Source organism: Sphingomonas sp. SP4 (assembly GCF_058313375.1).
On sequence record NZ_JBZFLE010000002.1, the window covers coordinates 718,985 to 738,810 of the forward strand.

The following is a 19,826-nucleotide window of genomic DNA, read 5'->3' on the forward strand; positions in this document are numbered from 1 at the left end:
AACCATCGCCAACTTCATGTTCGCGACGGGGATCGAGAATAGTTACCCCACGATCAATCACGGCAAGACCCGCGTCGACGAGATGGAGGTCTGCGGCCACTACGAACGCTGGCGCGAAGATTTCGACTGCGTCCAGGAGATCGGGATCAACTATCTCCGCTACGGGCCTCCGATCCATCGGACGTGGCTAGGTCCCGGCAAGTTCGACTGGGAATTCACCGACCTCACCTTCGCGGACCTGAAACGCCGCGACATCACGCCGATCGTCGACCTCTGCCACTTCGGCGTGCCCGACTGGGTCGGCAACTTCCAGAACCCCGATTTCCCGCGTCTGTTCGCCGCCTATGCAGGCGAATTTGCGGAGCGTTTCCCTTGGGTGCAGCTCTACACGCCGATCAACGAGATGTTCATCTGTGCGGTCTTCTCGGCGAAGTACGGCTGGTGGAACGAGCAGAAGAAGGACGACCGGTCCTTCGTCACCGCACTGAAGCACCTCGTCAAAGCGAATGTCATGGGGATGATCGAGATCCTCAAGCGCCGGCACGACGCAATCTTCATTCAGTCCGAATCATCGGAATATTATCACGCGGACTCACCGGCCGCGATCGGGCGCGCGGAGGTGCTCAACCAGATGCGCTTCCTCTCGCTGGACCTCAATTACGGTCGCCGGGTCGACAGCGGCATGTACCAATACTTGCTCGATAACGGCATGACCCGCGAGGAATATGAGTGGTTCCTCGACCACCGGCTGAAACAGCACTGCATTCTCGGCAACGACTATTACCAACTGAATGAGCACCGGGTCTTCGCCGACGGTCACACGGTCGCTGCCGGAGAGACCTTCGGCTATTCCGAGATCACCCGGCAATATTACAACCGCTATCGCCTGCCGGTGATGCACACTGAGACCAACCTGTGGGAAGGCCCCCACGGCGACGAAGCGGTGAAGTGGCTGTGGAAGGAGTGGGCTAACGTCCTGCGGCTCCGAAACGTCGGCATCCCCACCGTCGGCTTCACCTGGTACTCGCTGATCGACCAAATCGACTGGGACACCGCCCTTCGCGAGCAGAACGGCAACGTGAACCCGCTCGGGCTGTTCGACTTGGACCGGAAGATCCGCAACGTCGGCAAGGCCTACAAACAGCTGATCGCCGATTGGCGCGGCGTACTTCCCGCACAGAGCGTCTGCCTGGTCGTCCCCATCAAGAAGATTGGTGAGGGTGAAGAGGACGACGATGCTGCTGGCCGGAGCTACGGCGCCAGCGGCACGCAATCGAAGAAGGCGCAGGCGTGAGCGAACGCAAGATCGCCAAGATCGAGACCTTCTTCGCGCCGCCGCGCTGGCTGTTCGTCAGGGTCGAAACGGATGACGGAGCATTCGGCTGGGGCGAGGCGAGTCTCGAAGGCTGGGCAGAAGCCGTCGACGGCGCGTTTGAAGCTTTCCGTGATCGCTTCGTGGGCACCGATCCCTTCCGCATCGAAGACATATGGCAGGTCGGCTATCGCGGCGGCTTTTACCGCGGCGGCGCAGTGCTCATGTCCGCGCTCGCCGGGTTGGAGCAGGCGCTTTGGGACCTGAAGGGGCGCGTGCTCGGCGTGCCTGTCTGGCAGATGCTCGGCGGTAAGGTCCGCGATCGCGTCCGCTCGTACGCGTGGATCGGCGGGGATCGCCCCCACGAGATCACGGATGCTGCTGAGGTCCGGAAGAAGCAAGGCTTCAACGCGGTCAAGATGAACGCGACCGCCGAGCTCAATTGGATTGGTACCAACAAGCAATTCGACGATGTCGTGCAGCGCGTCGAAGCTGCACAGGCTCAGGGCATGGACGTCGGGCTCGACTTCCACGGCCGGGTGCATCGGCCTCTGGCGAAGCAACTGGCCAAGGTACTCGAACCGCTCGGCCTCCTGTTCATCGAAGAGCCGCTCCTGTCCGAGAACATGGACGGGCTGCCAGAGATCGCCGCACATACGACCACGCCGATCGCGCTCGGCGAGCGGCTTTACAGCCGTTGGGAGTTCAAGCCCTTCTTCGAGCAGGGCGCGGTGGACATCATTCAGCCCGACCTGAGCCACGCCGGCGGCATCCTCGAGGTTCGCAAGATCGCGGCGATGGCGGAAGCCTATGATGTCGCGGTGGCTCCGCACTGCCCCCTAGGTCCGCTAGCGCTCGGGGCCTGTCTTCAGATCGCCGCCTGCACACCGAACCATGCGATCCAGGAAATCAGCCTGGGCATCCACTACAATACGGGCGGACACGATTTGCTGAACTTCTGCGTCAACAAGGACGCGCTAACGCCCGTCGACGGCTATTTGCCGGTGCCCGAAGGTCCCGGTCTCGGCATCGAAATCGACGAAGCTGCCGTCCGCGAGGCGGACAAGGACCGCCACCGCTGGCGCAATCCGATCTTCCGCACCAAGGATGGGAGTTTCGCTGAGTGGTGATGCCGCTCTCGCCTAGTGGCATTTGAAGCGTTCGAACGGCTCCAGGCAGTGTTTGCAGCGCCACTGCGCCTTGCACGGCGTCGCGCCGAAGCGGCTGATTTCAACGGTATCGAGTGAACCACATTGCGGGCAGGCCGCAGTGACTGCCGTAGTCGGCGGCGCGATGCCGTAGGCTTTCAGTCGCTCCCGGCCGCGTTCGGTGATCCAGTCGGTCGTCCACGGCGGGAAGAGGACCCGCTCGATTGCGACGTCGTGAAACCCCGCTTCATCTAGCGCGTCGCGAATTGAAAGCTCGATGGCCACGGTCGCGGGGCAGCCCGTGTACGTCGGCGTGATCCGCACGCGCGGCGGGTCTTCGGCGAAGCCCCGGACAATCCCCAGGTCGAGGATCGACAGGACGGGGATCTCCGGATCCGGCACTTTTTCGAGCACGGCCATGATGGCCGTCTCGTCGATTGCGGCGACGCTGCTCACGCCGAGCAGTTTATACCTTCTCAAGCGCCAGCGCGATGCCTTGCCCAACGCCAATGCACATCGTGGCGAGCGCGAGCTTGCCGCCGTTCCGCTGCAGCTCTTCGGTCGCGGTGAGCGCGAGACGAGCGCCGGACATTCCCAGTGGATGGCCAAGAGCGATCGCGCCGCCATTCGGGTTCACTCGAGCATCGTCGTCCGCGACGCCGAGCTGGCGGAGCACGGCGAGCCCTTGCGCCGCGAATGCCTCGTTAAGCTCAATCACGTCGAAGTCGCCAATCTTGAGGCCGAGCCGCCTCATCAACTTCTCACTTGCCGGAGCGGGGCCGATGCCCATGATTCGCGGCGGCACTCCCGCGACGGCGGCGCCAAGAACACGAGCACGCGGTGTGAGGCCGTTTCGCTTAACGGCCTCCTCGGAGGCGACGATGATCGCTGCGGCGGCATCGTTGACGCCCGACGCGTTGCCCGCAGTCACGGTGCCATCCGAACGAACGATAGGCTTTAGCTTTGCCAGCGCTTCCAGCGTCGTCTCGCGAGGGTGCTCGTCCTTGTCGACGACGACCGCGTCACCTCTCCGCTGTGGGATCTCGACCGCGACAATCTCCGCGGCCAGGCGCCCATTCGCCTGCGCTCTGGCGGCCTTCTTCTGGCTTCGCAGCGCGAAGGCGTCTTGGTCCTCGCGGCTGACCTGGAACTTCTGAGCGACATTCTCGCCCGTGCTCGGCATCGTGTCGTCGCCGTAGGCCGACTTCATCTTCGGATTGACGAAGCGCCAGCCGATGGTGGTGTCGTACATCTCCGCATTTCGATCGAATGCGCTCGTCGCCTTTGCCATGACGAACGGCGCACGGCTCATGCTCTCGGAGCCGCCGGCAATGATCATCTCGGACTCACCACCGCGGATTGCGCGCGCTGCCATCGCCACGGCGTCGAGACCCGAGCCGCACAGCCGGTTGAGGGTCACACCGCCCGAGCTGTCCGGCAAACCGGCAAGCAGGCCCGCCATGCGGGCAAGATTGCGATTATCCTCACCGGCCTGGTTGGCGCAGCCGAGGATCACGTCGTCTAGCTCGCTCCAGTCGACATTTGGGTTGCGGTCGATCAGCGCCTTGATGGGAATGGCGGCGAGATCGTCGGCACGAACCGACGACAAAGCACCCGCATAACGGCCGATCGGCGTGCGGACGGCGTCGCAAATATACGCTTCAGTCATGCGGCTCAGAGCACCCCGCGCCGCATCTGGTCGAGTTCGATGCTCTCGAACAAGGCTTTGAAATTGCCCTCGCCGAAGCCTTCATTGCCCTTGCGCTGGATGATCTCGAAGAAGATCGGGCCGATCACGTTCTGGGTGAAGATCTGGAGCAGCAAGCCCTGTCCCTCGGTGGGCGCGCCATCCATCAGGATGCGCCGCTTTTCGAGTTCCGGAATGCTCTCCTCGTGGCCTTTGATACGCTCAGGCAGCAATTCGTAATATGTATCGGGCGTGTCCTGGAACGCGATGCCGCGGCCACGGATGACGTCGACGGACTCGTAGATGTTCGAGGTGCCCAGGGCGATGTGCTGGATGCCCTCGCCCTTATATTCGCGCAGGAACTCCTCGATCTGGCTCTTGTCGTCCTGGCTCTCGTTGAGTGGAATTCGGATCTTGCCGCAGGGCGAAGTCATCGCCTTTGAGAAAAGGCCGGTCTGCTTACCCTCGATGTCGAAGTAGCGGATCTCCCGGAAATTGAAGAGCCGCTCGTAGAAGTCGGCCCAGAAGCTCATGCGGCCGCGGTTCACGTTGTGCGTCAGGTGATCAATGTAGGTCAGGCGTGAATCTGCTTGCTCCATCCGCTGTTGCCAATCGGGGTGGAAGTCGAAATCGACTTCATAGATCGAGCCGCCGTCACCGTAGCGATCGACAAAGAATAGCCGCGACCCGCCAATGCCTTCGATCGCAGGAATGTCGAGCTCGCCATCGCCGACGTTCACCTGGACGTTGGTCGCGCCGAGCTTCAGCGCGCGTTCGTGTGCAGCTTTCGCATCCTTGACCCGGAATGCCATGGCGCAGGCGCTCGGCCCGTGCGCCCTGGCGTATTCCTCCGCGTAGCTGCCGGGCTCGGCGTTGATGATGAAGTTGCAGTCGCCCTGCTTATGGAGCGTGACGTCCTTGCTCTTGTGGCGGGCTACTTCGGGGAAGCCCATCTTCGTAAACAGGTCGCGCAGCAGCGTGATGTCGGGCGCGGTATATTCGACAAACTCGAACCCGTTGGTGCCCATCGGGTTCTCGAGGCCCAGGATACCTTTATCCTCGGCGAGTTGGGTGGCCATGCGTTGACTCCTTCGCGGCCCAACTGCTCCTGCGGCAATAGCATTTCAAGGGAGACCGAAGATGGACACACCCGAGGGCTGGACTGTCGAGGAAGGCGGCAAAGCTTTGCTTCGCAGTTTTCGTTTCAAGGATTTCAGCGAGGCTTTCGGCTTTCTTACTCGCGTCGCGATGCAAGCGGAAAAGGTGGACCATCATCCGGAGTTCACGAGTGTCTGGAGCCGCGTCGATTTCCGCCTCACCAGTCACGATTCGGCAGGCATCACTCAGCGGGATCACTCGCTTGCTGAGGCGATCAACGGATTATCTCGCGCTTAAATTGTTCCGATAATCAACCGCAATGTTCCATTGTGGCACATGTTGTCGCGCCCCAAGCACATCCCGTCGTGGCGCGCTTGTTAAGGTATTCACGCGATAAAGCATTGGCTTAGACTACGTGATTCGGGAGCCGTGGAAGTTCCGCGGCCTGGGTGGGATTCAAATGTCATTACGCAAAGGCGAGCTGGTTCGCCTCATTCTAGGAGCTAGTCCGTCTGGCCGTCAGCCCGGCGCACAGCTTCACACAATCCAGCTTCCGGCTCGTACGGGTGCGGAACAACAAAGCTCGATGACCATTCGCCTGGCCGATTGCGAAGGCCAGCGAAACCGCGCCAACATGCTGCTGAACCGCATGTACTCCTGGCGTGGCTACGGTGCGGAGCACGCGCTACCTTCTGCGCCGAATTGCATGACGTTCACTGCGAGTTCGCAAGACGAAGTCATCGGTACGGTCACGCTGACGGTGGACTCATCGGCCGGCCTGGCGGCTGACTCCACTTTTGCAGATGAGATCGCGAAGTTCCGGGACGCGCCCGGTGCGAAATTGTGTGAGCTGACGAAGTTCGCTTTCGATACATCAACACCTGCCCGTCCTCGTCTCGGCGCGCTGTTCCACATCGTGTTTATCTACGGCTCGATGCACTTCGACTGCACCGACCTATTCATTGAGGTAAATCCTCGCCATCGGCGGTTCTACGAGGCGATGCTGGGTTTCACCTGCGTCGGTCTCCCGCGGACCAACGCCAGCGTCAACGCACCGTCACAGCTTATGTGGCTGAACGTCGGTGCGATCCGGCGGTCGATCGACAAGCACGTGGCCGAAGGAAGTAACGCGAGCCGCTCGCTCTATGCGCACTTCTTTTCTGCGAAAGAGGAATACGGGATCTACAGGCGGCTCGCCGGCTTGCCCAGCGAAGCTGTCGATCGCCGTGCAGAGCTCGCGACACGCCATTTGGAACGCGCCGCCACTTCAAAAGGATAAAAAGAGGCGACTGCGTGAGCAGCCGCCTCTCTCTTGCGAACGCTCGCGTCGCTTTTAGGCGAACTGAGCGATCGAACCGTTGCGCTTGCTACGGCGAATCTGCCAGCCGATCGCACCGAAGCCGAGGAGCATAAGACCCCAGGTGCCCGGCTCGGGGACTGCCGAACGCGGCGTGAAAGTCAGATTTCCACCGTACGAACCAAGGCCGCGTGAGAAGCCCGACACCTCGATTGTGTTCAACTGACCGCCTGTGATCAGTACGTTGTTTGCAGACCAAGTTTCGTTGGCGCCGCACGTTCCGACACCGCGTGTGGTGCATTCCTTGCCGTCCGCGTCCGCCAAAATGAGGTTCGCCAACACACCGTTCACCAGTACCGACGTGATGTCGAGATCCGTCGTTTTCAGGAAATCCTCAAGGTTCACACCGGTCGTAATGGAGCCGCTGCCTGTGCCGATCGTGCCCATGCCGGCCATGCCGATCGTGAACTCGAAGACATCGGTGAAGTCACCGTTCACGTCGCCGACGATCCCGGTGTGACCAATAGTCGCAGCGATGGGGCCGACGTAAGACGGTGTGATCCCGGTTGGCGCAACGATGAAAGAGGTCAACGGATCGTTAGGTGGAAGCGGTGCTCCCGGAGTAATAACGAGAGGCGGAGCAACCGCTTGCGCCGCGGTCGCCATAGCCAAAGCACTGGCGCCCAGGGCGCCCAACAACAGTTTCCGCATGAAACACTCCCACTTTTTTCCCGGGCCATACGCCGGCCGCACGAGGGTTAATCATCTTTTAATATCTTTGTTCCCATGTTTGTAAGCACTAATTAATGTAGGAACGTCCCGACTTGGGACAGTTGTTTCTGTTTGAAGCGCATTGTTGCGCAAGTCGCGCTTTCACATGAGATCAACAATACTCGCCCCGAGACGTTACCGAGACTGACATTGGCGCCAACAGGCCAGTGTAGCATTCAATTTCGACCCCTCCAGACTTTGGAGGGCTGCAAGCGAACATCGGTTGGTGGACGCCACGGTAGCGATCGTTCAATCGACCTCATCGGATCGATGGTAAGCAGGTATCGAGGACGAAATTTCGATGTGCTGGCTAGGTGAGAAGAGAGTCGCTGAAGCGACAAGAATAAGGCTGCGCCCGGATGGCTGAGGCGCCCCAGCCGGCGGCAATGTGCATGAGGCGCGGACTATCGGTAGCCGCGAATATCTCGCCGACTGCTCCTTCAAGCGACGACGCGAACTCCTCACGATCGACGGCAAAAAGATGCTCCGGCGAGAAGATGCACAACAAGTGATCTTCATCGTAAGCGAGGTCGAAGATCTGTTCGACGTCGACGATGAAATGGTCGAGCGTCGACTCCCGAACTAATTGAGCCTGGAGCAGCAGTTCGCAACAGGTGCTCCACACGTCGGAAATCGCTATGCGGCAGACCTGCTTGCCGAACTGTAGCCGAAGCTGGCTACCGGCGACCCGCTCATTGTTCTGCAGGGCAGTTCCGAGAATTTCAGAGGGCGGCCAAGTCTTGACCTGGAACCGAATGAGCCGTTCGAAACGGAACAAGTTGCCCATCAATCGTGCCCCACCGACTCAGAAGCTCGGCGATTAACATGAAATTAACGACTGTCCACATGGCGCCGCGCTCAGGCTTTCTGACGCAAACGCGTCCTCTTAGCGGAACTGCCACGAGTTGGGTCTGTTGCCGTCCGACCCGGGGCGTAGCTGACATCCGTCATGGTACTGACTCGGGCCGTGCGTAGAACAGTGCTATAGATGCTTCGTCCAATCGACGTACGTGGTGCTGCAAGAGCGGGAGTTAAGTGCCATGATGTTTAAGGAACAAGCCGAGAAGTGCCGCAGGCAAGCCAACGAATTTGCCGGCCGTCCCGAGGGTCCTTTCTTGCTGCGGGTGGCAAGTGCGTTCGACGATCTGGAGTTGGATCATGCCTCGGCGTCCATGCGTGCACGGCGAGTCGAGATACAGCACCTCCCCCGGATTACGGCCTGAACGACGCCCCGGGATTACCCTCAATTCTGACGGATGAACTGTAGCGGTGCTAGCGCCTCAGTGGCGCCCCTTGCCGCCGGACAAGGTGCACGATCAAGAGGACGAGCCCGCAAGTGATCGTATCGGCAGCCCAGTCCCTAATGTCGCTGTCGCGATGAAGTGCTGGAATAGCCTGGAACAGCTCAATCGCCGCTCCGAACAGCGAAAGACGAAAGAGGAGCTGCAAGAGAGCCGTTTCCGCATAGGCCCACGAGCCGAGCAGGCCCAACGTGGCGAACGCTATCATGTGCTGAACCTTGTCGCCGGGTTCCACGGGTAGGTGCGGCGGATGGGGGCGCAAGGCCATGGTGAATGCAAACACCGCGGCCAACCAAAACAATAAGCGACGCAGCCGAACTGGGACCATTCACCGGGACTAGCGCGGGCTTACCCCTCCAAGCAACGCAAATGCGAGAGAGCATCTTCTCCCGCCATTGAGCGTTCAGGCGTGAGCTGCCATAAGAACATCAATGAACCGCAACTTCGCCCTCGCCGTCCTGACGCGCGCCGCCTCGGCTGCGCCGGCGAGCTATTATTATCCGCGGGAGGCTGGAACGAGCTGACGCGCTTAGCGACAGTCAACCAGCCTCCGACCCGCCCGCGCCAAGCTCGGCGGGTTTTTTGTTGCCCTCAAGACCAGCCGACAAAGGAAAGACGAATGCTTCAGGAAGTGATCGCCAAGGACCAGCCGCTCCGGCGATGGCAGGATTACGTAGTTCCGCAATGCTGGGAGTCTTTCACAGAAGACGATCACGCCGTGTGGGACCTACTCTTTGCGCGCCAGGTAGAACTGCTCGGCAGCCGTGTCGTCTCCGCCTTCCTCTACGGGATCGACCTTCTGAAGCTGTCGCACCCCGGCGTGCCCGACGTCGAGGGACTGAACGCCATTCTCGAGCCCCGGACAGGATGGCGCACGGTAGCAGTGCCCGGCTTGGTGCCCGACGACGTGTTTTTCGCAATGCTTTCCGAGCGGATCTTCCCGGTCGGGAACTTCATTCGCACCCGTGATCAGCTCGATTATCTCGAAGCGCCGGACTGTTTCCACGACATGTTCGGCCACATCCCCATGCTTGCCCACCATGACTTCGCGGAGATGGCGGAGCATATCGGCCGCCTGGGGCTCGCTGCGATCGCGGCGGGAGAGGGCGGCCGCGTGGCCCGCATCTACTGGCACAGCGTCGAGTTCGGGCTGGCTCGCGAGCATAACGAGCTGAAGATCCTCGGCGCCGGTCTCGCATCCAGTTTCGGAGAATCGCATTTCAGCCTGGAGAACGACTCTGTCGAGCGCCTGCCCTTCTCCGTCGAGCGGGCAGTGCATACGCCGTACCGCCACGATGCCTTTCAGCCGCGCTATCTTGTTTCGGAGTCGTTGGAGCAGAGCGTTGCCGACGTGCTGGCGCTGACTCCCGAGAGGCTGCTGGCGCTGTAATCCTCTGGCGCTATAGGCTTCCTCATGGCCGATCAGCCGACCAAGGGCGAATATCGAACGGGGCACGATCCTCGCACGCTGCGCGATGCGCTCGGCTGTTTCGCCACTGGCGTGACGGTGGTGACTTGCGTCCACGATGACGTGCCGGCTGGCCTTACGGTCAACAGCTTTACTTCCGTTTCGCTCGACCCGCCCCTTTTGCTGGTGTGCATCCATAAGATGGCGGCTGCCGCAGGACCGCTTACAAGTGCATCGCACTTCGCGATCAATGTGCTGCAGAACGAGCAGCAGCCGGCATCCCTGCGCTTTTCGACGCGGGACGAGGATCGGTTCGGAACCACGCCCTGGAGCTGCGGTGAGGCGGGAGCGCCGATCCTCGAAGAATCGCTATGCGTGTTCGAATGTGAGCGGTACGCCGTCTATGACGGAGGCGATCATCACATTTTGGTCGGCCATGTCACCAAGGCAAGCTTCGACGCCGGCTTGGATCCACTGCTCTATTTCCGCGGACGCTACCGCAGGCTGCACTTCGACTAGTCGACGATCAGCTCTTCCGGGTGCTTGGTGAAGCGCCGGATCACCGCGACGATGATGCTGCCAATGAAGATTCCAACAATGGCGCCGGCGAGCGCAGTAATGAGCCACGTAACTACGCCTGAGAACGCGCCAGAAGCATGCCCCACACGATGCGCAAAGTCGTGGATCATGTGTGGGATGGGGCCCGCGAGGTGCAATTCTTCGATCCCGTGAAGCAGAATTCCACCGCCCACCCACAGCATCGCTGCCGTTCCAATCGCCGCTAGAGCCGTCAGCAGCTTCGGAACGACCCGCACCATGCCGTTGCCGAACGCTTGTGCGGCGCGGCTGCCGCGCGAAGCGAGGTGCAAGCCGATATCGTCCAATTTCACGATAAGGGCGACCACACCGTAAACGCCGCCCGTGATCGCTAATGCCACAGCGACCAGCGCAAGCGCGGTCGTCAGCAATGTCAGATGTTCGAGGCTGGCCAGCGCAATCGCCATGATTTCGGCCGATAGTATGAAGTCGGTGCGGATTGCGCCCTTCACCTGAAGCTTCTCAAGCTCGACCGGATCGACCATCGCATCGACGAGCTGCTCTTCGTGCTCATGTTCATGGAGCAGCTTCTCGAGGATCTTCTCTGTCGCCTCGAACGCCAGATAAGCACCGCCGATCATCAGCAGCGGCGTCGTCAGAAACGGCGCGAAGGCCGTGAGCAGCAGCGCCGCGGGAAGAAGCAGCAGGATCTTATTCTTGAGGCTGCCCCAGGCAATTTTGCCGATGATCGGCAGCTCGCGTTCGGGTGCGAGGCCGACGACATAACGCGGTGTCACCGCGGTATCGTCGACGACCACGCCCGCCGCCTTGGCGCTCGCCTTGCCGGCCGCGCCGGACACATCGTCGAGTGAAGCCGCGGCGAGCTTGGCGATGGTTGCGACATCGTCGAGAAGAGCGATCAATCCTGAGGGCATTGACGCGCGTTAGGCGAACTTGCGGTTACGGCGCAATTCGCGCAGTGCCGCGAACATGCTTGGGCTCGATTTCATCAGGGACAATCTCGGCGCCGTCGAGAAGGCAATCAAGGACAAGGGAGTAACCCTGGACCTCGATGCGCTGATCGCCACCGCCGCCGAAGTGCGCCACCTCAAGACTGAGATCGACCGCCTTCGAGCTGAGCGGAACGCCGTCAGCGCGCGCTTCAAGGATGCGACGCCTGAGGAGAAGGCCGAGCTCGGCCGTCAGGCGAAGGAAGCGGGCGCGAAGGCAGGCGAGTTTGAGAAGGAACTGAGCGACAAGGAAGCGCTTCTGAAGTCATTGTTGATGCGCGTTCCGAACATCCCGTTCGAAGGCGCACCGATCGGCCCTGACGAGACGTTCAACACGGTGGTCCGAACCGAAGGCGAACTGCCCAAGTTCGATTTCGAGCCGCGCGATCACGTCGCGCTGATCGAGAAGAACGATTGGGCCGACCTGTCGAGGGTCGTCCAGGTGTCGGGATCGCGAACCTATTGCCTGAAGGGGCGGCTCGCGCTGCTTGAGACAAAGTTGATGGGCTGGGCGCTGGAGAAGATTGCCAGCGCCGGATTCACGCCGATCACGGTGCCAGCAATCGCTCGCGAGCAGGCCTTCCTCAACCAGGGCCAATTCCCCGGTCACAAGGAAGAGACGTACGAGCTTCCCAACGACGATCTGTGGCTCGCCGGAACGGCAGAGGTCGCGCTCACGTCGCTCCATTCGAGCGAGATCATCGAGGCCGACAAGCTGCCGATCCTCTACGCCGGCTATTCCCCATGCTTCAGGCGCGAAGCCGGTAGCGCAGGAAAGGACGTGCGCGGTCTGCTTCGCGTTCACCAGTTCGTGAAGGTCGAACAATATGTGCTCTGCGAGGCCGACGACGCCCAATCTGCCGAATGGCATGCGCGTCTGCTGGGGCTCGCAGAGGACCTGCTGCGGGCGCTCGAAATTCCGTATCAGGTGATCGAGACGTCCACCGGCGACATGGGTCTCGGCAAATTCCGCATGAACGACATCGACAGCTGGGTGCCGAGCCTCGGCAAGTATCGCGAGACGCACAGCTGCTCGACGCTGCACGACTGGCAGGCCCGCCGGGCGAACCTTCGCTATCGCGGGGCTGATGGTAAGGTGCGGTTCGCGCACACGCTCAACAATACGGCACTGGCCTCCCCGCGAATCCTCGTGCCGCTGCTGGAGAATCACCAGACGGCGGATGGTCGTGTGAAGCTTCCCAAGGCGCTCCAGGAGCTAATGGGGGGCGAGTTCCTCTGAAGCATCAGTTTCAAGGCGATGATCGGCCGCCTCGCGGCCTAAAACGCCTCCGTGAGCTCGGCTGGAACGTGGCGCGTTTCTGGCACGGATTCGGACCCACGCGGCCGATCGGACCGCCGGATGGCCCTGTCGCTCTTGTGATTCCTGGCTTCCTCGCAACCGACAGAACGACCCTCGCCTTGCGTGATGGGCTCGCCAAAGCCGGCTGGCGTGTGCACGGCTGGGGACTCGGCTGGAATGTCGGCGTTCGCGAGAACACACTCGATCGGCTCGAGAGTTGCCTCGACCGCCTGGGATCGCGGGATCCCGTCCTGCTCGTGGGCTGGAGTCTCGGCGGTCTCTACGCGCGAGAATTGGCGCGGCTCTGCCCAACGCGAACGCGGGCTGTCGTGACGCTCGGATCACCCATTTCGGGTGACCTGCACCAGAACAACGTATGGCGTCTTTATGAGCTCGTCGCGGGGCACAAGGTCGAGAACACCCCAATTCCGCGCATCACGGACAAGCCGCCTGTTCCAACGCTTGCGATCTGGTCGCGCAACGACGGCATCGTGGCGCCACGGGCGGCGCGGGGCCTCGAAGGGGAGCGCGATGAGGCAGTCGAACTGGATTGCGCTCACATGGCCTTCGGCGTTTCGAAGCGTGCGGCATCGCAGGTGGTGCGCGAAATCGACAGATTCCTGAAAAAGGACACCTGATTCCAGCGGCTTATTGTTCCGCTAACGCAAAGACCATATCTTGATTCGCGTGAAATGGGCGCGAACCGAAGCAGCCGGGACAGCCGGCACGGTTCACCCGGACGACCTTGCGCCTCCGGGCTGGCAGCGCATGCGCGAGTTTGCCTGGCACCTTCCGCGCTTTCTTGCAGGACTTGGCCCCGTGGGCCCTCGAGGCCCGGAGGACGGGCCGCCGGCTCTCGTCCTCCCGGGTTTCCTAGCCAGCGATCGAACCACGATGGACATCCGCCGGGCACTCGCGCGCGCGGGATGGCGGGTCCATCCGTGGGGACTGGGCCTTAATCGCGGAGCCAAGGCAGACACGCTGGAGCTGCTCGGGCGCCGTCTCGACGAACTTTACGATGGTCGGCCGATCCTGGTGGTCGGTTGGAGCCTGGGCGGCATGTTCGCCCGAGAGCTGGCCCATGTGCACCCGCAGAAGATGCGGGCGGTCGTGACGCTCTGCTCGCCATTCTCCGGCGACTACAAGACCAACACCAACATCCGCGAATTCTATGAGCGGGTCGCAGGTCATGACGTCAACAAGCCGCCTTTCCCTCGGGCGAACGGGAAGCCCCCGGTGCCGACTCTGGCCTTTTGGTCGCGGCGGGACGGGATCGTTGCGCCGAGCGCCGCGCGGGGCCGTGACGATGAGATCGACCGCGCCATCGAGATCGACACCAATCACGTCGGCGCAGTGCTGTGGCGGCCGGCGCTTACGAAAATCGTGCACGAGATCGAGGCGTTCCTGACCGAGATCGAGGGCAAGCCGCCGATCACCAAAAGGCCATCCGAGTCGCAGGATTGACTCTCGCCCCTGAGTCGCGAGACAAAGAACAAAAGTAGAACAAGAACGTTGTGAGTCGTGTGGCTGCAGGCCTTTCCCTGGTCGCCGGCGGCGCAAGCCGTGCGGCCAAAATTGACCAGCTCCCCAGCGGGCTGGGCGGACGATAGCATTTGCCCGTTCCGCCCAGCCCCACCCTGTCCGAACTGTTCGCCGCGCACCCGCGCGACGGCGGCTGGGCAGGGTTCCTGCTGGCGCAGCTGGAAACCGAAAAGCCCTTGCTCTGGGTGCAGGACCGCATGGCGATCCTCGAAAGCGGGCGCGTCCATCCGCCGGGACTTCCAAACCAGAACCTCATCCATGTTGAGACGCGCGACGCCCGCGACGCGCTGTGGACGATGGAGGAAGGCGTAAGGTGCGCCGCACTCTCCGCCGTGATCGGCGAAATCTGGGGCGACCCCAAAGCGCTCGACTTCACTGCGACCCGGCGGCTGGCGGTTGCCTCGGAGCGGACCGGCGTCGGCTGCTGGTTGGTACGGCTTGGCGGAACACCGAACCTCAGCGGCGCGCGAATGCGCTGGCAGATCGCGAGTGCGCCTTCGCTGCTGAACCCGTTCGACCCGCGGGCATCGGGATCGCCCGCATGGAACGCCGACCTATTCCGCGCGCGCGGAATGCCGCCCGGCAGCTGGAGCATCACGCATGAAGCGGGTCTGTTCCATCTGGCTTCCGGCGTTGGCGATCGAGCGCTGGGCGAAAAGCGCCGACTGTCCGCCTGACGCGCCGGTCGTTCTCACCGTCGAGGGCACGCACGGGCTCCTGATCCATGCCGTCACGAAAGCAGCGGCTGAACGAGGGGCAAGGTCCGGCGCCCGGCTGACCGATGCGCGCGCACTGGATCCGGCGCTGGTCGCGGTACCGGCCGATCCGAAAGGCGATGCTGCATTAGTGCAGCGGCTGGCGAAATGGTCGGGCCGCTGGTCGCCTCTTGTCGAGGTGGACGGGGATGGGTTGCGGCTCGACGTCAGCGGAGTCGCTCATCTCTTCGGCGGCGAACAAGGGCTGCTGTGGGATATTCGCCGTTGCTTCACGCGAATTGGCGTTACGCCACGCATTGCCATCGCACCGACGGCCGCAGCGGCCTGGGCACTGGCGCATCATGCGCCCTGCATTTGCGGCGAGGATGTCGCGGGCAAGCTGGCGCCGCTGCACATTTCTGCGCTTCGCATCGATCCGAACACGGTACGGACGCTCGAACGGCTGGGCCTCAAGACCATCGGCGCGCTTATCGACATGCCGCGCCTCGCCATCGCGCGACGGTTTCGAGGGGCAGAGGATGTGGTCGACGCTCTTGATCGCGCACTTGGCCGCAAGTTCGAACCGCTGACTGCGGCGCCAGTCGATCCGCCGCCCCGCTGGGCGCTGCGCCTCGAAGAGCCAGCGACCCATCCCGAAGCGGCGCCGCAAGCGCTGGAGCGGCTGATCCCCTCCCTCGTCCGTCAGCTGCAGGAGCGGCATCTCGGCGCGCGTCGCCTGTCGCTGCATGGCTTCCGCGTCGACGGCAGCGTCGCCACCGCAAGTGTCGCGACGGCGATTCCCAGCCGCGAGCCACAGCATCTTCAGCGGCTGATCGCCGACAAAGCTGCCGCGCTCGATCCTGAGTTCGGTTTCGATGCTTTCGCTTTGGTGGCCGACTGGACCGAGGATCAAAGCGCCGCGCAGGAAAGCCTGGTCGAGGAGCCAAGCGGCGAGCGTGAGCTGGCGCGGCTGGTCGACCGACTGACCGTGAAGCTGGGCCCTCGCGCCGTTCGGCGGCCACAGCCCGAGGAAAGCCATCTGCCGGAGCGGGCTAGCGGATGGATCAGCGCCCTGGCCAAAACTAAGCCGATCGAACTGCCGTCACTTCGACGCCCGGAACGCCTCCTCGATCGCCCCGAAGCAATCGACGTCGTCTACGCCACGCCCGAAGGCGTGCCGCGCCGCTTCATGTGGCGTCGGGCCGTCCACGACATCGCCCGTGTCGAAGGTCCGGAACGGATCGCACCCGAATGGTGGCGACAGCCGTCGAGTACGCGCCTGCGCGATTATTACCGTGTCGAGGACGCGGCCGGCCGGCGTTACTGGATTTATCGCGAAGGCGTGATCGGCGACGGGCGCGGCGGCGCTCCGAACTGGTTCATCCATGGGCTTTTTGGCTGATGCCTGACAAACCCAATTTTTCGCGGCTCAAGATGGTCCGGACGGATGACATGCCGCCGCCACCGATCTCGCCCTCAGCTTATGTCGAGCTTGGCGTCAGCTCCCCCTTCTCCTTCCTGCGCGGGGCATCGGACGCGATCGAATTGGTGCGAACAGCATTGGTGCTTGGTTATGACGCCATCGGGATCGCCGATCGCAACACACTATCCGGCGTCGTCCGGATGCACAGCGCTTGCGATGTCGTGGGTCTCAAGCCGCTGATCGGTTGCCGGCTCGACCTTACCGACGCGCCGAGCCTGCTCGCCTACCCCATCGATCGCGACGGCTACGGCTGCCTCTCGCGGCTGCTCAGCCTGGGCAAGATGCGCGCGGAGAAGGGCGAATGCGAGCTCAGCCTCGCCGACGTCTCCTCGCATGCAGAAGGCGTTGCTTTCATCGCCTGGCCGAACGACGATCTCGATGTTTTCGAAGGAGAATTGCCGCGATTACGTGACGCCGTGACGTCACTTCAGCATGTCGCGGCGAGCTGGCTTTATCGCGGCGATGACAGCACCCGGATCGAACGGCTGGACCGGCTGGCGCGCAAGCATGGCTGCACGATCCTGGCGACCAACGACGTCCATTATCACGTACCCGATCGCCGGCCGCTGCAGGACGTCGTCACCTGCATCCGTGAGAAAGTGACGATCGCGACCGCCGGCTATCTGCTCAATCCCAATGCCGAACGGCATCTCAAGCCACCCGAGGAGATGACCAGGCTGTTCGTCCGCTGGCCGCACGCAATCGAGGCGACGCGGGCCTTCGCTGATTCGCTGCACTTCAGCCTCAACGAGCTGCGCTACGAATATCCGAAGGAAACCGTGCCGGATGGCCGAACCCCGCAGGAGCATCTGGAGCGTCTCACCTGGGAAGGCGCGAAGAAGCACTGGCCAGACGGTATCCCCGAGAAGGTGCTCAAGCAGCTCAATTACGAGCTGCCACTGATCGAGAAGCTCGACTTCGCGCGTTACTTCCTGACCGTCCACGACATCGTCGCCTTCGCCCGATCACAGGACATCCTGTGCCAGGGGCGCGGATCGGCGGCGAACAGTGCGGTCTGTTACTGCCTCGGCATTACCGCGGTCGATCCGTCCGTGAATGAACTGCTGTTCGAACGCTTCATCTCCGAGGAGCGCAAGGAGCCGCCCGACATCGACGTCGACTTCGAGCATGAGCGGCGCGAGGAAGTCATCCAGCACATCTACGAGAAGTATGGCCGCGACCGCGCCGGGATCGCCGCAACCATCATCCACTATCGGCCGCGTTCGGCGATCCGCGAGGTCGGCAAGGTGATGGGCCTTTCAGAAGACGTCACGGCGGCATTGGCCTCCACCGTCTGGGGCAGCATGGACCCCGAGCTGGAGGATGCGCGAGCAAACGATGCCGGGCTCGACCTTTCCGACCCGCACCTGCGGCGAACCATGAAGCTCGCCGAGCAATTGATCGGCATGCCGCGCCACCTGTCGCAGCATGTCGGCGGCTTCATCCTGACCGAGCGGCCGCTGACCGAGACGGTCCCGATCGGCAATGGCGCGATGGAGGACCGCACCTTCATCGAATGGGACAAGGACGACATCGAGGAGCTCGGCATCCTCAAGATCGACGTGCTCGCCCTCGGCATGCTGACCTGCATCCGCAAATGCTTCGACCTGGTGCGGGAACATGACGGCGAGGACTGGAGTCTCGAGACGATCCCGCGGGAAGTGCCGGAGGTTTACGACATGCTTTGCCGCGGGGACTCGCTCGGCGTGTTCCAGGTCGAAAGCCGCGCTCAAATGAACATGCTGCCGCGGCTAAGGCCACGCTGCTTCTACGATCTGGTCATCGAGGTCGCGATCGTCCGGCCGGGGCCGATCCAGGGCGATATGGTCCACCCCTTCCTGAAACGCCGCTCAGGCAAGGAGCCGATCACCTTCCCCTGCCCGGATCCCGAGCACGGCCCACCTGACGAGCTCGAGCGGATCCTTGGACGGACCATGGGCGTGCCGATCTTCCAGGAGCAGGCGATGAAGATCGCGCTCGATGCGGCAAAATTCTCGTCACAGGAAGCGAACGAGCTGCGCAAGGCGATGGCGACGTTCCGGTCGCGAGGGAACATCGACGTCCTTCAGGACAAGATGGTCGGGCGGATGGTCGAACGCGGCTACGACCCCGCCTTCGCTCAGCGCTGCTTCGATCAGATCAAGGGCTTCGGCGAATATGGCTTCCCCGAAAGCCACGCGGCGAGCTTCGCGCACCTCGTCTACGTGTCGAGCTGGCTAAGGTGGAAATATCCGGCGGCTTTTGCCTCCGCGCTGCTCAACTCCCAGCCGATGGGATTCTATGCTCCGGCACAGATCGTGCGCGATGCGCGGGAGCATGGCGTCGAGGTGCGCGAGGTCGACGTCAATCATTCCGATTGGGACTGCACGCTTGAGAGCGGAGCGATGAGGCTTGGTCTCCGCCAGATCGAAGGACTGCAGCGCGAGGCTGCCGACCGGCTGGTAGCTAGGCGGCCTTATGCCTCCGTCGAGCAGCTGCAGTCGCGCGGCCGGGTTCCGGTCCACGCGATCCAGCGTCTTGCGGCAGCGGACGCCTTACGCTCGATGGATCTCGATCGCCGCGCGGCGCTTTGGGACTCACGCGCGCTCAGGCAGGCGCCCGATCTTCCCTTATTCGCTTATGCCGAAGCCCGCGACGAAGGCTCCGAAAGCGACCCCGCCGAGCTGCCAGCCATGCCTTTGGCCGAGCATGTGGTGAACGATTACCAGACCATCCGCCTCAGCCTGAAGGCGCATCCGATGGGTTTCCTGCGCGAGCAATATGCCGCGCAGAAATTCATCACGGCGAGCCAGCTGAAGACTATCCGCGACGGCAAGCGCATGTCGATCGCCGGACTGGTGCTGATCCGCCAGCGGCCCGGGAGCGCCAAGGGCGTCGTCTTCATCACCCTCGAGGATGAAACCGGCGTCGCCAATCTCGTCGTCTGGCCCGACGTGTTCGAAAAGCAGCGCAAGATCGTGATGGGCTCAAGGCTGATTGCCGTGCACGGCATCGTCCAGCGCGATCCCGACAGCGACGTGATCCACGTCGTCGCGCGCCGGCTGGAGGATCACAGCCACATGCTTCGCCATTTAAGCGACGAAACCATGCCCTCGACCCTGAACCAGGGCGACGGCGCGGGAAGCTGGCGCCCACCCGCTTCGCGCCACCCGCGCGATGTCGAAATCATCCCGAAAAGTCGGGATTTCCATTAAGTCTGCCCATCGCGATACGAGTCGCTCCATGAACAGGAGGCAG

General features: G+C 62.4%; 19 protein-coding genes. 12 read left to right on the plus strand and 7 right to left on the minus strand.

The window, feature by feature from the left end:
- Window positions 1–16 precede the first annotated feature (16 nt).
- Together AC4GYV_RS12935 and dgoD are read left to right on the plus strand one after the other, a co-directional pair.
- Window positions 17–1,294: a family 1 glycosylhydrolase gene (locus AC4GYV_RS12935; RefSeq protein ID WP_491101110.1), complete on the plus strand. Its 1,278-nt coding sequence runs from the start codon at window positions 17–19 to the stop codon at window positions 1,292–1,294.
- Window positions 1,291–2,442 (plus strand): galactonate dehydratase, encoded by a 1,152-nt coding sequence (dgoD, locus tag AC4GYV_RS12940; protein ID WP_491101111.1) that lies wholly within the window; start codon window positions 1,291–1,293, stop codon window positions 2,440–2,442. Before AC4GYV_RS12935 ends, dgoD begins: the two co-directional genes overlap by 4 nt.
- 12 nt (window positions 2,443–2,454) lie before the next feature.
- On the opposite strand, the gene paaD is transcribed toward dgoD, so the two are convergent.
- The 3 genes from paaD to hppD are packed head-to-tail and all read right to left on the minus strand — an operon-like array spanning window position 2,455 to window position 5,226.
- Window positions 2,455–2,916, minus strand: a complete 462-nt coding sequence (gene paaD, locus AC4GYV_RS12945) for a 1,2-phenylacetyl-CoA epoxidase subunit PaaD (protein ID WP_491101112.1) — start codon at window positions 2,914–2,916, stop codon at window positions 2,455–2,457.
- Window positions 2,917–2,926: 10 nt separating this feature from the next.
- Complete coding sequence (gene pcaF / locus AC4GYV_RS12950; protein ID WP_491101113.1) at window positions 2,927–4,129, minus strand: 3-oxoadipyl-CoA thiolase; 1,203 nt, start codon at window positions 4,127–4,129, stop codon at window positions 2,927–2,929.
- Window positions 4,130–4,134: 5 nt separating this feature from the next.
- The gene (gene hppD / locus AC4GYV_RS12955) at window positions 4,135–5,226 is read right to left on the minus strand and encodes a 4-hydroxyphenylpyruvate dioxygenase (protein ID WP_491101114.1); all 1,092 of its coding nucleotides are present in this window, start codon (window positions 5,224–5,226) and stop codon (window positions 4,135–4,137) included.
- 61 nt (window positions 5,227–5,287) lie between these two features.
- Here hppD and AC4GYV_RS12960 point away from each other — a divergent pair, with 61 nt between their 5' ends.
- Entirely contained in the window at window positions 5,288–5,542 is a 255-nt protein-coding gene (locus tag AC4GYV_RS12960; protein ID WP_491101115.1) for a 4a-hydroxytetrahydrobiopterin dehydratase, read from the plus strand.
- Between the two features lie 337 nt (window positions 5,543–5,879).
- A complete protein-coding gene (locus AC4GYV_RS12965) occupies window positions 5,880–6,524 on the plus strand; it encodes an N-acyl amino acid synthase FeeM domain-containing protein (RefSeq protein WP_491101116.1) in 645 nt (214 codons plus the stop codon).
- Window positions 6,525–6,578: 54 nt separating this feature from the next.
- On the opposite strand, the gene AC4GYV_RS12970 is transcribed toward AC4GYV_RS12965, so the two are convergent.
- From AC4GYV_RS12970 to AC4GYV_RS12980, 3 genes are all read right to left on the minus strand, one after another.
- Complete coding sequence (locus AC4GYV_RS12970; protein WP_491101117.1) at window positions 6,579–7,253, minus strand: FxDxF family PEP-CTERM protein; 675 nt, start codon at window positions 7,251–7,253, stop codon at window positions 6,579–6,581.
- A 370-nt stretch (window positions 7,254–7,623) separates the two neighbouring features.
- Window positions 7,624–8,100, minus strand: coding sequence for a hypothetical protein (locus AC4GYV_RS12975; protein ID WP_491101118.1), 477 nt, complete (start codon window positions 8,098–8,100; stop codon window positions 7,624–7,626).
- 485 nt (window positions 8,101–8,585) lie between these two features.
- Entirely contained in the window at window positions 8,586–8,882 is a 297-nt protein-coding gene (locus AC4GYV_RS12980; RefSeq protein ID WP_491101119.1) for a VanZ family protein, read from the minus strand.
- 351 nt (window positions 8,883–9,233) lie between these two features.
- Here AC4GYV_RS12980 and AC4GYV_RS12985 point away from each other — a divergent pair, with 351 nt between their 5' ends.
- Both AC4GYV_RS12985 and AC4GYV_RS12990 read left to right on the plus strand, forming a co-directional pair.
- Window positions 9,234–10,004 (plus strand): phenylalanine 4-monooxygenase, encoded by a 771-nt coding sequence (locus tag AC4GYV_RS12985; RefSeq protein ID WP_491101120.1) that lies wholly within the window; start codon window positions 9,234–9,236, stop codon window positions 10,002–10,004.
- Between the two features lie 24 nt (window positions 10,005–10,028).
- Window positions 10,029–10,541 carry a flavin reductase family protein gene (locus AC4GYV_RS12990; protein ID WP_491101121.1) on the plus strand — a complete coding sequence of 171 codons (513 nt, stop codon included), beginning with the start codon at window positions 10,029–10,031 and terminating at the stop codon, window positions 10,539–10,541.
- On the opposite strand, the gene AC4GYV_RS12995 is transcribed toward AC4GYV_RS12990, so the two are convergent.
- Window positions 10,538–11,494 carry a DUF808 domain-containing protein gene (locus AC4GYV_RS12995; protein WP_491101122.1) on the minus strand — a complete coding sequence of 319 codons (957 nt, stop codon included), beginning with the start codon at window positions 11,492–11,494 and terminating at the stop codon, window positions 10,538–10,540. The two genes, AC4GYV_RS12990 and AC4GYV_RS12995, sit on opposite strands and share 4 nt — an antisense overlap.
- Window positions 11,495–11,549: 55 nt before the next feature.
- On the opposite strand from AC4GYV_RS12995, the gene serS reads away from it, so the two are divergent.
- The 6 genes from serS (at window position 11,550) to AC4GYV_RS13025 (ending at window position 19,783) form a co-directional block, all read left to right on the plus strand.
- Window positions 11,550–12,809 (plus strand): serine--tRNA ligase, encoded by a 1,260-nt coding sequence (serS, locus tag AC4GYV_RS13000; RefSeq protein ID WP_491101123.1) that lies wholly within the window; start codon window positions 11,550–11,552, stop codon window positions 12,807–12,809.
- Window positions 12,810–12,877: 68 nt separating this feature from the next.
- Window positions 12,878–13,507, plus strand: a complete 630-nt coding sequence (locus tag AC4GYV_RS13005) for an alpha/beta fold hydrolase (protein WP_491101124.1) — start codon at window positions 12,878–12,880, stop codon at window positions 13,505–13,507.
- Window positions 13,508–13,556: 49 nt separating this feature from the next.
- A complete protein-coding gene (locus tag AC4GYV_RS13010) occupies window positions 13,557–14,333 on the plus strand; it encodes an esterase/lipase family protein (protein ID WP_491101125.1) in 777 nt (258 codons plus the stop codon).
- Between the two features lie 149 nt (window positions 14,334–14,482).
- Window positions 14,483–15,088, plus strand: a complete 606-nt coding sequence (locus AC4GYV_RS13015; RefSeq protein ID WP_491101126.1) for an ImuA family protein — start codon at window positions 14,483–14,485, stop codon at window positions 15,086–15,088.
- Entirely contained in the window at window positions 15,012–16,508 is a 1,497-nt protein-coding gene (locus AC4GYV_RS13020; protein ID WP_491101127.1) for a DUF6504 family protein, read from the plus strand. The genes AC4GYV_RS13015 and AC4GYV_RS13020 overlap by 77 nt, the downstream gene beginning before the upstream one ends.
- Window positions 16,508–19,783: an error-prone DNA polymerase gene (locus AC4GYV_RS13025; RefSeq protein ID WP_491101128.1), complete on the plus strand. Its 3,276-nt coding sequence runs from the start codon at window positions 16,508–16,510 to the stop codon at window positions 19,781–19,783. Before AC4GYV_RS13020 ends, AC4GYV_RS13025 begins: the two co-directional genes overlap by 1 nt.
- Window positions 19,784–19,826 lie beyond the last annotated feature (43 nt).